Annotated in this window: 12 protein-coding genes; 7 read left to right on the plus strand and 5 right to left on the minus strand. The window is 68.1% G+C overall.

What is annotated here, in order from left to right; translation table 11 throughout:
- Positions 1-62 precede the first annotated feature (62 nt).
- Positions 63-1,247 carry a quinolinate synthase NadA gene (gene nadA / locus ACIBEI_RS29050; protein ID WP_398893195.1) on the minus strand — a complete coding sequence of 395 codons (1,185 nt, stop codon included), beginning with the start codon at positions 1,245-1,247 and terminating at the stop codon, positions 63-65.
- Positions 1,248-1,598: 351 nt separating this feature from the next.
- Between nadA and ACIBEI_RS29055 the strand changes: the two genes are divergently transcribed.
- Positions 1,599-1,955: an iron-sulfur cluster assembly accessory protein gene (locus tag ACIBEI_RS29055; RefSeq protein WP_200398763.1), complete on the plus strand. Its 357-nt coding sequence runs from the start codon at positions 1,599-1,601 to the stop codon at positions 1,953-1,955.
- 188 nt (positions 1,956-2,143) lie between these two features.
- Here the strand turns inward: ACIBEI_RS29055 and ACIBEI_RS29060 are convergent, their stop codons facing one another.
- Together ACIBEI_RS29060 and ACIBEI_RS29065 are read right to left on the minus strand one after the other, a co-directional pair.
- On the minus strand, positions 2,144-3,709 hold the full coding sequence (locus tag ACIBEI_RS29060; RefSeq protein ID WP_398893196.1) for a hypothetical protein: 1,566 nt from the start codon (positions 3,707-3,709) through the stop codon (positions 2,144-2,146).
- Positions 3,710-3,986: 277 nt separating this feature from the next.
- The gene (locus ACIBEI_RS29065; protein WP_398893197.1) at positions 3,987-4,196 is read right to left on the minus strand and encodes a hypothetical protein; all 210 of its coding nucleotides are present in this window, start codon (positions 4,194-4,196) and stop codon (positions 3,987-3,989) included.
- Between the two features lie 133 nt (positions 4,197-4,329).
- Between ACIBEI_RS29065 and ACIBEI_RS29070 the strand changes: the two genes are divergently transcribed.
- Complete coding sequence (locus tag ACIBEI_RS29070; RefSeq protein ID WP_359725867.1) at positions 4,330-5,304, plus strand: carbohydrate kinase family protein; 975 nt, start codon at positions 4,330-4,332, stop codon at positions 5,302-5,304.
- Between the two features lie 193 nt (positions 5,305-5,497).
- Here ACIBEI_RS29070 and ACIBEI_RS29075 read toward each other — a convergent pair whose 3' ends face one another.
- Positions 5,498-6,889, minus strand: a complete 1,392-nt coding sequence (locus ACIBEI_RS29075; protein ID WP_398893198.1) for a cysteine desulfurase/sulfurtransferase TusA family protein — start codon at positions 6,887-6,889, stop codon at positions 5,498-5,500.
- 450 nt (positions 6,890-7,339) lie between these two features.
- Here ACIBEI_RS29075 and coxB point away from each other — a divergent pair, with 450 nt between their 5' ends.
- From coxB to ACIBEI_RS29095, 4 genes are all read left to right on the plus strand, one after another.
- Positions 7,340-8,299 carry a cytochrome c oxidase subunit II gene (gene coxB / locus ACIBEI_RS29080; protein WP_398893199.1) on the plus strand — a complete coding sequence of 320 codons (960 nt, stop codon included), beginning with the start codon at positions 7,340-7,342 and terminating at the stop codon, positions 8,297-8,299.
- A complete protein-coding gene (gene ctaD / locus ACIBEI_RS29085) occupies positions 8,296-10,032 on the plus strand; it encodes a cytochrome c oxidase subunit I (RefSeq protein ID WP_307525335.1) in 1,737 nt (578 codons plus the stop codon). Before coxB ends, ctaD begins: the two co-directional genes overlap by 4 nt.
- Complete coding sequence (locus ACIBEI_RS29090) at positions 10,029-10,427, plus strand: cytochrome c oxidase subunit 4 (protein WP_307525337.1); 399 nt, start codon at positions 10,029-10,031, stop codon at positions 10,425-10,427. The genes ctaD and ACIBEI_RS29090 overlap by 4 nt, the downstream gene beginning before the upstream one ends.
- Before the next feature lie 129 nt (positions 10,428-10,556).
- Entirely contained in the window at positions 10,557-11,801 is a 1,245-nt protein-coding gene (locus ACIBEI_RS29095; protein WP_398893200.1) for an Ig-like domain-containing protein, read from the plus strand.
- 79 nt (positions 11,802-11,880) lie between these two features.
- On the opposite strand, the gene ACIBEI_RS29100 is transcribed toward ACIBEI_RS29095, so the two are convergent.
- A complete protein-coding gene (locus ACIBEI_RS29100; protein WP_398893201.1) occupies positions 11,881-12,282 on the minus strand; it encodes a hypothetical protein in 402 nt (133 codons plus the stop codon).
- A gap of 188 nt (positions 12,283-12,470) precedes the next feature.
- Between ACIBEI_RS29100 and ACIBEI_RS29105 the strand changes: the two genes are divergently transcribed.
- Positions 12,471-13,091: a heme-copper oxidase subunit III gene (locus tag ACIBEI_RS29105; protein ID WP_307525341.1), complete on the plus strand. Its 621-nt coding sequence runs from the start codon at positions 12,471-12,473 to the stop codon at positions 13,089-13,091.
- The last annotated feature ends 18 nt before the right edge of the window (positions 13,092-13,109 follow it).

The following is a 13,109-nucleotide window of genomic DNA, read 5'->3' on the forward strand; positions in this document are numbered from 1 at the left end:
CGATTGCGCAGTTCCCCGCGCCCCTTAAAAGGGGCGCGGGGAACTGCGCAATCTTTTTTGCTTTACGGAAGCGCCAGCATCCGCTCCAGCGCCAGCTTGGCGAACTGCTCGGTCTCCCGGTCCACCTCGATGCGGTTGACGAGGTTGCCCTCGGCCAGGGACTCCAGGGTCCAGACCAGGTGGGGGAGGTCGATGCGATTCATGGTCGAGCAGAAGCAGACCGTCTTGTCGAGGAAGACGACCTCCTTGCCCTCGCTCGTGAAACGGTTCGCCAGCCGCCGTACGAGATTCAGCTCCGTGCCGATCGCCCACTTGGAACCGGCCGGAGCCGCCTCAAGGGCCTTGATGATGTACTCCGTGGAACCCACGTAGTCGGCCGCCTCGACGACCTCGTGCTTGCACTCGGGGTGCACCAGGACGTTTACACCGGGGATCCGGGCGCGCACGTCGTTGACCGAGTCGACCGAGAAACGGCCGTGCACCGAGCAGTGGCCCCGCCACAGGATCATCTTGGCGTCGCGGAGCTGCTCGGCGGTGAGCCCGCCGTTCGGCTTGTGCGGGTTGTAGAGGACGCAGTCCTCCAGCGTCATCCCCATGTCCCGGACGGCGGTGTTCCGCCCCAGGTGCTGGTCGGGCAGGAACAGCACCTTCTCGCCCTGTTCGAAGGCCCACTCCAGGGCGCGCTGGGCGTTGGACGACGTGCAGATCGTGCCTCCGTGCTTGCCGGTGAAGGCCTTGATGTCCGCGGAGGAGTTCATGTACGAGACGGGCACGACCTGCTCGGCTATGCCGGCCTCGGTCAGCACGTCCCAGCACTCGGCGACCTGCTCGGCGGTGGCCATGTCGGCCATCGAGCAGCCGGCGGCCAGGTCGGGCAGGACGACCTTCTGGTCGTCGGAGGTCAGGATGTCCGCCGACTCGGCCATGAAGTGCACACCGCAGAACACGATGTACTCGGCCTCGGGGCGCGCGGCCGCGTCCCGGGCCAGCTTGAAGGAGTCCCCCGTGACATCCGCGAACTGGATGACCTCGTCGCGCTGGTAGTGGTGGCCGAGGACGAAGACCTTGCTCCCGAGCTTCTCCTTGGCCGCGCGGGCGCGCTCGACCAGGTCCGGGTCGGACGGCGAGGGCAGGTCACCGGGACATTCGACGCCGCGCTCGCTCCTCGGGTCGGCCTCACGGCCGAGGAGCAGCAGGGCGAGGGGCGTCGGCTGTACGTCGAGCTCCTGGGTCTGGGCGGTGGTCACGGCACGCACCCTTTCTGTTCTGCGGCCCGCTTGGATCGACCGGCTGGAACGATCAAGCAGAACAAGCCTTTTCGTCGAAATGACGTTATCTATCATAACCGCTTCACGTCACTTTGACGATGCCCATAGCGTCCATGTGACGTGAATCCCGTGGGGTGGTCGACGGGGTGGTCGTGGCGTGGCCGGCGAGGTGTGGGCGGTGGTTGTCCACAGGGCGTTTTCCGCTTCGGGGCGGGTGTGCGAGCATGAAGAGAGAAGCCAAAGACTTAACGCTCGGCGCGGAATGAATCCGCGGCTCCGCCGGTTGCAACCGTCGGCAAGCAGTCTCCGTACAACCCGGGAGAGAAGCAGATGTCCGTATCGGACGAGACCACCACCGTGAGCGACGGCATCCTCCTGTCGGACGCCGCCGCGGCCAAGGTCAAGGGCCTGCTGGAGCAGGAAGGCCGCGACGACCTGGCGCTGCGTGTCGCCGTTCAGCCCGGCGGCTGCTCCGGCCTGCGGTACCAGCTCTTCTTCGACGAGCGCTCCCTCGACGGCGATGTCGTCAAGGAGTTCGGCAGCGTGAAGGTCGTCACCGACCGCATGAGCGCTCCGTACCTGGGCGGCGCCTCCATCGACTTCGTGGACACCATCGAGAAGCAGGGCTTCACGATCGACAACCCGAACGCGACGGGTTCCTGCGCCTGCGGCGACTCGTTCAGCTAAGCCTGCTGCTTGCGTTTGACGGATGACGGCCGGGTCCGTCGTCCCGGACGACACCGAAAGGCGGCGCCCCCTCCAACAGGGCGCCGCCTTTCGCGTACCAGCGGGTTCTCACGTACCAGCGGGTTCTCACGTACCGGCGGGTGCGCGTCCTCCGCGTGCCGGTCGCCGGGTGTCCCCGGCAGCCCCGGCTACCTCGCCCCGGTCGGGTTCGGCAGGTCCTTCTCCAGCGGGACCGCCTTGCCGTCCGTGTCGACGACCTTCCGCTCCCCGAGCGACTGCTTGAGCTCGACCTTCTCGTGGAAGACCTTGGCGATCAGGATGCAGACCTGGTCCGTCTTCAACGTCTCGGTCACCCGGACCGTCACCTTGCCGCCGGACTCCTGCGCCGAGGCCTTGTAGTCACTGCACACCCCGCCCGTGAAGCGCACGGTCAGTTCCTTGCCGTCCACGCTGTAGCCCTCGACCCGGACATCCCGGGTCTCGGTCTTCGGCGCCCCCGTCGTCCCGCCGCCCGGCTCGCTCGGCCGCGGGCTCGGAGCCACCGTCGGGTCGTCGCTCGGGGTGCCGCCCGGAGGCTTCGGAGCGGTCAGATACCGCGGGTCGACCGCGGGATGCGTGACCGTGAAGCCGGCGCCCGCCCCCGAGGGCCGCACCTCGAAGAGCCAGGACGGCACCAGCGCCTGCCGCCCGTCCACGAAGTGCGTGGCCAGACCGAACACGGCGTCCTCGACGACGACCGTCTCGGGCTTCGGCGCCACCGTCGACGTCTCGCAGGGCTGCTCGTCCTTGTCCTTCAGCGGTACGGGACTCGCGCACCCGCCGATCCCCACGCGCCCGCCGCCCGTCCCGGACCCGTTCAGCAGGGCGAGCGTCTTCTCGGCACTGAGGACGGGGTACGTGTCGCTCTTCACCGGGGTCTTCAACTGGCCGCTGCCGCCGACCACTTGGCCGTCCGGGCCGATCTGGAGGCCGGTCGACCAGCCGTACGTCGGCAGCCCGCCCACCTTCGGATCCGCGTTCACCACGCGTACGGCGGCCATGAGCTGGCTCGCGTCGAGCTTCGCGTCGTCCTGGCCGACCGCCTTGAGAACGGGAGCGGCGGCCTTCTTCGCGGCCTCCACGCCGACCGGGTCGGTCTCGGCACCCTTGGCGCCGGTCTCGGCACCCTTGGCGGTCCCGCTCGCGCACACCGTGGTGCTCTTGCAGTTGTCGCTGCCGGGCACGAAGCGGTTGAACGTCCAGGTGCCGGGTGCCTTCTTGTTGACCCGCAGACCCGGCCCGGAACCGTCCTTCGTGGCACCGACCAGCCAGGCGTCGCCCTCCGCCTTCGGAGTGCCTTCCACGCCGAGGGCCTTGGCCAGCTTCGCCACCTCCGCCGCGGTGACCTCGCCCTTCGCACGGTGGACGGCCGCGGAGGAGGGGCCGTCGGGGAGTTCGCCCTCGGCGCGGTAGGTCGCGCCGTTCGGGTCGGGCTCGCCGGGCGCGATGCCGTTCGTGCCGTCCGTGCCCTTCGCGCCGCCCTCGGTGTAGCCGTCCAGGGCGAGCGGCGGCGGGTTGCCGTCGTCGCCCGGAGTACCGGAGCTGTCCTTGCTTCCACCGCCGCCTGACGCGGTCGTGGCGAAGTAGGCACCGCCGCCCCCGGCGAGCAGCACGGCGGCCGCGACCGAGGCGACGACCACCGGCGAATGCCGCCTGCGCGGCTTGTCCTCGTCGGCGGCCTCGGCCGCGTCGTTGTCGGGTCGCTCGCTGTCCACCGCATCGCTCCTTCTGCCGCACCGCTGTCCCATGAGACCCGCCCCTGACCGGGTCAGGACACAGCAGGGTCGTATCCTGCCTCCCCTTTACGGGGGACAGCGATGGGACGCGACGGGGGAGCGCACGGTTCCCTAATTGGCGCCGCTCACCTTTTTAGGACGCGGCACCCTACTTCTCCTTGGGGGCGGGCGGTGCCCTACGTCTTTCAGGGGCGCGGGGAACTGCGCGACCAGCCACAGCCGGCCCGCACCTTCCATCCAGCCCTCCGCGAAGCGATCAGTCGCCGTAGTCCGACATCGCATCCAGCATCCGCGCGGAAGCCGACGGCACCGTCACACCATGAATCAGTGACGGCGACACCGGAAGCGCCACGATCCTGGCGGGAGCCGACCAGTGCGGGACCATACGCGCGCAGTCACCCCGAAGCTCGGCCAGACCGCCGTCGAGATCGAGCGGAGCATCGCCATGGATCTTGAGGTTCGTCATAACGGAACCGTAAGCACCGCATGCCCTACGAAAAAAGCCCTACTATTGGGTAGTTTTGCCTGCTTCGAAGCCGCGGCGCGGACCCGATAGCGTTAGATGTCAATCTCCCTCCTCGCAGGAGCGTGTCCTAGCCGTGCGTATCGCAGTCTCGGGCTCCATCGCCACAGACCACCTCATGACCTTCCCCGGCCGCTTCGCCGACCAGCTGGTCGCGGATCAGCTGCACACGGTCTCCCTCTCCTTCCTGGTCGACAATCTCGACGTACGCCGGGGCGGCGTGGGTGCGAACATCGCCTTCGGCATGGGCCAGCTCGGCACCTCGCCGATCCTGGTCGGGGCAGCGGGCTCCGACTTCGACGAGTACCGCGCCTGGCTGGACCGGCACGGCGTCGACACCGCCTCCGTACGGATCTCCGAGGTGCTGCACACCGCGCGCTTCGTCTGCACCACGGACGCCGACCACAACCAGATCGGCTCCTTCTACACCGGTGCCATGAGCGAGGCCCGCCTGATCGAGCTCAAGGCGGTCGCCGACCGCGTGGGCGGACTCGACCTGGTCCTGATCGGCGCGGACGACCCCGAGGGCATGCTCCGGCACACCGAGGAGTGCCGGACCCGTTCGATCCCCTTCGCCGCCGACTTCTCGCAGCAGATCGCCCGCATGAACGGTGACGAGATCCGACTGCTGCTCGACGGTGCGACGTACCTCTTCTCGAACGAGTACGAGAAGGGGCTCATCGAGTCCAAGACCGGCTGGAGCGACGCCGAGATCCTCTCCAGGGTCGGCCACCGGGTGACGACCCTCGGGGCGCGCGGCGTGCGGATCGAGGGGGTCGGGGCGGACACGATCGAGGTCGGTGTGCCCGAGGAGACGGCGAAGGTCGACCCCACCGGGGTCGGGGACGCCTTCCGGGCCGGTTTCCTGTCGGGCCTGGCCTGGGGCGTCTCGCACGAGCGGGCCGCGCAGGTCGGGTGCATGCTCGCGACGCTCGTCATCGAGACCAAGGGCACGCAGGAGTACCAGTTGCGGCGGTCGCACTTCCTGGACCGGTTCACGAAGGCGTACGGGCATGACGCCGCGGCGGAGGTCCAAGGGCATCTGGCCTAGTGCCGGTGCCCTTTTGACGGGCGCGTCTGTTCGTTTATGTCTGCGGGTGCGTGGGGGCTGGTCGCGCAGTTCCCCGCGCCCCTAAAAGAACTGGGCTGGTCGCGCTCACGCGGCGGAGCCGCAGATGGATACAGCCCCGCGCCCCTGAAAGACGCCGGTGCGCGGGAGCCGCGATGGATACGGCCCCGGGCCCCTAGAGGGGCGCTCTGCGGCGGACCACGTACGCCGTTCCGCCCTCTGTCGGTTCCTCTCCCACGTACTCCTGGCCCCGCATCTCGCACCACGCCGGGATGTCGAGGCGGGCCGCCTCGTCGTCGGAGAGGACGCGGACCGTGCCGCCGACGGGGACGTCGGTGATCACCTTGGCGAGTTCGATCACCGGGATCGGGCAGCGCTTGCCGAGGGCGTCCACGACGAGGGAGTCGTCCTGGACGACGGTCACGGCGGGGGCGCCCGTGGGGGCGCCCAGCTTCTCGCGCACCGCCGCGACCGTGCGGGGCAGGACGTCCAGGAAGCGGTCCACCTCCTCCGCCGGGGTGCCGAGGGGGAGGGACACCCGGACGTTGCCCTCGCTCAGAACGCCCATGGCCCTCAGGACATGGCTCGGCGTCAGCGTGCTGCTCGTGCAGGACGATCCGGACGAGACCGAGAAGCCCTCGCGGTCCAGCTCGTGCAGCAGTGTCTCTCCGTCGACATAGAGACAGGAGAAGGTGAGGAGATGGGGGAGCCGGCGCACCGGGTCGCCCACCACCTCCACGTCCGGGACCAGTTCCGGCACCCGCGCGCGGATCCGGTCCGTCAGCTCCCGCAGCCGGGCCGACTCGGCGGCCGCCTCCGCACGTACGGCCCGCAGCGAGGCCGCCGCGGCGACGATCCCGGGGATGTTCTCGAAGCCGGGAGCGCGCCCCGACTCCCGTTCGTCGGCCGGGCCCTGAGGGGCGTACCGCACCCCCTTGCGCACGACGAGCAGCCCGACGCCCGAGGGTCCGCCCCACTTGTGGGCGCTGCCTGTCAGCAGTGACCAGCCACCCTCCACCCGGCCCCAGGCCAGCGACTGCGCCGCGTCCACCAGAAGGGGGACGCCCGCCGCGCGGCACGCCACGGCGACCGCGGCCACCGGCTGCTCCGTACCCACCTCGTGGTTGGCGGACTGGAGGCAGGCGAGCGCGGTGTCGGGGCGCAGGGCCTCGGCGTACGTGTCGGGGGAGACCGCACCCGTGCGCAGAACGGGCACTTCGGACACCGTGCCGCCCTGGGTCCGGTGCGTCTCGGCCGAATGGAGCACCGAAGAGTGTTCGACCGCGGACACGATCAGGTGGCGTCCGACGCGGTGGCGTCCCGCGAGCGTGCCGGCGATTCCGATGTGGACCGCCCGTGTGCCGGAGGTCGTGAACACCAGCTCGTCCGGGCGGCAGCCGATCGCCTCGGCGGCGGCCTCGCGGGCGGCGTCCAGGAGGAGCCGGGCGCGTCTGCCCTCCCGGTAGAGGCGGGCCGGGTCCGCCCAGCCCTCGTCCAGGGAGGCCTGGAGGGCCTGGCGCGCGACGGGGTGGAGGGGGGCGGAGGATGCGGCGTCGAAGTAGGACACGACCTCACGCTATGCGGTGTGGTGGGGTACGGGTGCGTTGGGCTTGATCGTCGGGTGCGGGTGCGGGTGCGGGTGCGGGTGCGGGTGCGGGCCGGTGGGGGCTGGTCGCGCAGTTCCCCGCGCCCCTGGCCTGCTGGGCCGAGCCCCTGCTCTTAAGGGGCGCGGGGAACTGCGCGAGCAACCACATCGCACCCGCACCCGCCGACAAACCGCACCACCCGAGTCCACAGCCGCCCCGCGACGGGCCGTCACATACGGCCCGGAGCCCCGCATTCCATCCCTTCGGGGTGAGCCGCGGCGCGTTGGGGACCCTCCCCGCGCGACCCCAAAAAGCGTCCAGTAGGGTTTGCTCCGCATAAACATCCAAACCCCTGCCCGACGCAGGGCGGCGACCGACCAGCGAGAAGGCCGCAGCCAACAGCGCGGGCGAGACTCTCGGGAAGGCGCTACGTGAGTCCCTACGGCTCCGACCGCTCGCCGCGGCGCCCGATGCGGCGGAAGCTGCTGCAGGCACTGACTGCGGGCCTGGTCCTGGCGACCGCCACCGGTTGCACATACAAGGACTTTCCCCGTCTTGGTATGCCCACCCCGACCACGGAAGAGGCTCCCCGGATCCTCTCCCTGTGGCAGGGCTCGTGGGCTGCGGCGCTCGTCACGGGCGTGCTGGTCTGGGGCCTGATCCTGTGGAGTGCGTTCTTCCACCGGCGCAGCCGCACCAAGGTCGAAGTTCCTCCGCAGACCCGGTACAACATGCCCATCGAGGCGCTGTACACGGTGGTCCCGCTCATCATCGTCTCGGTGCTCTTCTACTTCACGGCCCGCGACGAGACGAAGCTCCTCAGCCTCAAGGAGAAGCCCGACGTGACGGTCAACGTCGTCGGCTTCCAGTGGAGCTGGGGCTTCAACTACATCGAGAACGTCGACGGCTCGACCGGTGACGCGGCGACCGACAAGAACCTGGACGCGATTCCGGACAGGTTCAAGAAGCAGTTCCCGGCGAACGCCGGTGGCGTCTACGACGTCGGTACGCCCGCCACGAAGAACCCGCAGAACGGCAACCCCGGTCCGACCCTCTGGCTCCCCAAGGGCAAGACGGTCCGCTTCATCCTCACTTCGCGTGACGTCATCCACTCCTTCTGGGTGGTGCCGTTCCTCATGAAGCAGGACGTCATCCCGGGCCACACCAACTCCTTCCAGGTGACTCCCAACAAGGAGGGCACCTTCATGGGCAAGTGCGCCGAGCTCTGCGGCGTCGACCACTCCCGGATGCTGTTCAACGTGAAGGTCGTCTCTCCCGAGCGCTACGAGGCCCACCTCAAGGAGCTCGCCGAGAAGGGTCAGACCGGTTACGTCCCGGCCGGTATCGAGCAGACGGACCACGAGAAGAACCGGGAGACGAACAACCTGTGAGCATCCTCAATGAACCTCAGGGTGCTGCCGCGGCCGAAGACTCGTACGAGAACGAGCTACCGGTACGGCGCAAGCAGCCCGGCAACGTTGTGATCAAGTGGCTCACCACCACCGACCACAAGACGATCGGTACGTTGTACCTGGTCACGTCGTTCGCGTTCTTCTGCATCGGTGGCGTGATGGCGCTGTTCATGCGCGCCGAGCTGGCCCGTCCGGGCACGCAGATCATGTCGAACGAGCAGTTCAACCAGGCGTTCACGATGCACGGCACGATCATGCTGCTGATGTTCGCGACGCCGCTGTTCGCCGGTTTCACCAACTGGATCATGCCGCTGCAGATCGGCGCGCCCGACGTGGCGTTCCCCCGGCTGAACATGTTCGCCTACTGGCTGTACCTGTTCGGCTCGCTGATCGCGGTCGGCGGGTTCCTCACCCCGCAGGGCGCGGCCGACTTCGGCTGGTTCGCCTACAGCCCGCTCTCCGACGCGGTCCGCTCGCCGGGCATCGGCGCCGACATGTGGATCATGGGTCTGGCGTTCTCCGGTTTCGGCACCATCCTGGGTGCGGTCAACTTCATCACCACCATCATCTGCATGCGCGCGCCGGGCATGACCATGTTCCGCATGCCGATCTTCGTGTGGAACGTGCTGCTCACCGCGGTCCTCGTGCTGCTCGCCTTCCCCGTGCTTGCCGCCGCGCTGTTCGCGCTGGAGGCGGATCGGAAATTCGGCGCACACATCTTCGATGCCGCCAACGGTGGTGCCCTGTTGTGGCAGCACCTGTTCTGGTTCTTCGGCCATCCAGAGGTGTACATCATCGCGCTGCCGTTCTTCGGCATCATCAGTGAGGTCATCCCGGTCTTCTCCCGCAAGCCGATGTTCGGCTACATGGGCCTGATCGGCGCGACCATCGCGATTGCCGGTCTGTCGGTGACGGTGTGGGCGCACCACATGTACGTCACCGGCGGTGTGCTGCTGCCGTTCTTCTCCTTCATGACGTTCCTCATCGCCGTGCCAACCGGCGTGAAGTTCTTCAACTGGATCGGCACCATGTGGAAGGGGTCCTTGTCGTTCGAGACCCCGATGCTATGGGCCACCGGCTTCCTGATCACCTTCACCTTCGGTGGTCTGACCGGTGTCATCCTGGCCTCGCCGCCGATGGACTTCCATGTCTCGGACTCCTACTTCGTGGTGGCGCACTTCCACTACGTGGTGTTCGGCACGGTGGTGTTCGCGATGTTCTCCGGCTTCCACTTCTGGTGGCCGAAGTTCACCGGCAAGATGCTCGACGAACGCCTCGGCAAGATCACCTTCTGGACGCTGTTCATCGGCTTCCACGGCACCTTCCTCGTCCAGCACTGGCTGGGTGCCGAGGGCATGCCCCGTCGTTACGCGGACTATCTCGCGGCCGACGGCTTCACCGCCCTGAACACGATCTCGACGATCAGCTCGTTCGTGCTCGGCCTGTCGATCCTGCCGTTCTTCTACAACGTGTGGAAGACCGCCAAGTACGGCAAGAAGGTCGAGGTCGACGACCCGTGGGGTTACGGCCGTTCGCTGGAGTGGGCCACGTCCTGCCCGCCGCCGCGGCACAACTTCCTCACGCTGCCGCGGATCCGTTCCGAATCCCCCGCCTTCGACCTGCACCACCCGGAGATCGCCGCTCTCGACCAGCTCGAGAACGCCGGTCACGGTGAGAAGGCCCTCGCTGGTGGCAAGGAGGCCGGCAAGTGAAGGTCCAAGGCAAGATGTTCATCTGGCTGGCAGTCTTCGTGCTGGCCATGGCCATCGTCTACGGCGTGTGGTCCAAGGAGCCCGCCGGCACCACGGCGCTCTTCCTGGGCTTCGGCCTGTGCATCATGATCGGCTACTACCTGGCCTTCACGGCCCGGCGTGTCGACGTGGGCGCCCAGGACAACAAGGAGGCCGACGTCGCCGACGACGCCGGTGAGGTCGGTTTCTTCAGCCCGCACAGCTGGCAGCCGCTCTCCCTCGGCATCGGTGGCGCGCTCGCCTTCATGGGCGTGATCTTCGGCTGGTGGCTGCTCTACTTCTCGGCCCCGATCATCATGATCGGCCTGTGGGGCTGGGTCTTCGAGTACTACCGCGGCGAAAGCCAGAACCAGTAACACGCGCAGAGCACAGGAAGCCCGGACACTCCGTCAGGAGGTCCGGGCTTCCCTCTTTTGCCACACCGCTCGTCCCTCGCACGGCCCACTCGACGCGCCGGGTCCGGCCCCGCTTCCTAGCGTGAGGTCATGAGCCACACACCGCGATACCGCACAGCCGTCAGCACGGCACTCATAGTCGCCCTCGGCGCCGGGGTCACGGCCTGCGGCTCCGACGGTCACCCGCTGTCGGCCAAGCCGTACGACGCCGCGGATGACATCTCCTTCAGCATCCCCGTGGACGACGGCAAGAAGGCCGACCCGGACAAGCCCCTGGAGATCACCGCCGAGGACTCCGACGGCCGCATCACCGACGTGACCGCCACGGACGCCGCAGGACGGTACGTGGCGGGCGAACTCTCGGCCGACGGGTCCCGCTGGCACAGCACCTCCCCGCTGGCCGCCGGCGTCCACTACCGGGTCCGCGTGAGCACCGAGGACGAGGACGGCGCTCCCGGCCGCAAGGTCGTCGACTTCGACACCGGAACCCCCACCACGAAGCGGCTGGACGTGAAGTTCGGGCCCGACAAGGGCACGTACGGCGTCGGTCAGCCCGTCACCGCCGAGCTCAGCCTCCCGGTCAAGGACAAGGCCGCCCGCGCCGTCGTGGAGCGCTCACTGAAGGTCGACTCCCGGCCCGCCGTGGAGGGCGCCTGGCACTGGGTGGACGACAAGAAGCTGCACTACCGCCCCAAGGAGTACTGGCCCGCCCAGGCCACCATCAGCGCCCGCAGCAACCTGGCCGGGATAAAGGTCGCCGAGCGCCTCTGGGGCGGCAAGGCCAAGCCCCTGACCCTGACCACGGGCGACCGCGTGGAGGCCGTCACGGACGCCTCGGCGCACTCCATGACGGTCTACAGGAACGGCGAGGCGATCAAGTCGATCCCCGTCACCACCGGCAAACCGGGCTATGACACCCGCAACGGCGTCAAGGTCGTACTGGGCAAGGAAGGTACCGTTCGCATGACCAGCGCCAGCATCGGTTCCTCCGACTTCTACGACCTGATCGTCCACAACTCGGTCAGGCTCACCAACAGCGGCGAGTACGTCCACGCCGCCCCCTGGTCCACGGGCTCCCAGGGCTACGCCAACGTCAGCCACGGCTGCACCGGCATGAGTACCGCCAACGCCCAGTGGTTCTACGAGAACATCCGCGCCGGCGACATCGTCCAGGTCGTCAACTCGTCCGGCGACATGATGGCCCCGTTCGGCAACGGCTTCGGCGACTGGAACCTCACCTGGAAGAAATGGCGCACAGGCAGCGCCCTGGTGGCCGACACCCCAGAGGGCCCCGGCCCGGAGGCCCGCCTGAGGCTACGCCCGGAGTCCGTGTAAGCCCCGTAAGGGGCGCGGGGAACTGCGCGACCAGCCACCACGGACCCGCAGTCGCCACACCACATCCCCCGCGGGGCGATCAGGCGCTCAAAGCCCGCTTGCTGCGAAGCAACCCCGCCAGCGCAGAGGCGAACTCCACCGGCTCCACCGGCAGGGTCACCGCGGCGTCAGCCCGGCTCCACGTGGCCAGCCACGCGTCCTGAGGCCGCCCGATCAGCACCAGCACCGGCGGACAGTTGAAGATCTCGTCCTTGATCTGCCGGCAGATCCCCATCCCGCCCGCGGGAACGGCCTCGCCGTCGAGCACGCAGACATCGATGCCACCGCGGTCCAGCTCCTTGATGACGGCGGCGGGCGTCGCGCACTCGATGAACTCGACCGGAGGAACGTCCGCGGCCGGCCTCCGGCCGGTGGCGAGCCGCACCTGCTCACGGGTGTTGGAGTCGTCGCTGTAGACCAGCACCGTTGCGGTCGGCTGCATTCTTCCTCCGGGACGTCAGCGTCGTAGAGACCGGTACGGACAGGGTCCGATGCGCGGATGCTACTCCCTTGAACTCAAGGTCAACAGCGGTTCGGACAGGGCTTCGATGGGCCATATGGGCTGGACACGACCCACAGACACTCCGAACGGCACCCCCGGGAGTGAGGGCGAGATAAGCGACCGACATAATGTCGGTCGTGGCGACAGCAACGACAGTAGAAACCGGGCACGCGCACCCGTCGGTCAATCGGCCGAACCTCACCAGCGTCGGAACCATCATCTGGCTGAGTTCCGAGCTGATGTTCTTCGCGGCCCTCTTCGCGATGTACTTCACCCTGCGATCGGTGACCGGGCCGACTCACTGGAAGGAGATGGCGGAACATCTCAACTTCCCGTTCTCGGCCACGAACACCACGATCCTGGTGCTCTCCTCCCTCACCTGCCAGCTCGGCGTGTTCGCCGCCGAGCGCGGGGACGTGAAGAAGCTCCGGATGTGGTTCATCGTCACCTTCATCATGGGTGCGATCTTCATCGGCGGTCAGGTCCTCGAGTACACCGAACTGGTCAAGGAAGCGGGCCTCTCCCTCTCCTCCGACCCGTACGGCTCGGTGTTCTACCTGACCACCGGCTTCCACGGCCTGCACGTGACGGGTGGTCTCATCGCCTTCCTGCTGGTCCTCGGGCGCACCTACGCCGCCCGCAGGTTCACGCACGAGCAGGCGACCGCCGCCATCGTCGTGTCCTACTACTGGCACTTCGTCGATGTCGTCTGGATCGGCCTCTTCGCCACGATCTACATGATCAAGTAGCCGGGCCCGTTCCCGAGC

Source organism: Streptomyces sp. NPDC050988, assembly GCF_044456225.1.
Lineage (GTDB): Bacteria > Actinomycetota > Actinomycetes > Streptomycetales > Streptomycetaceae > Streptomyces.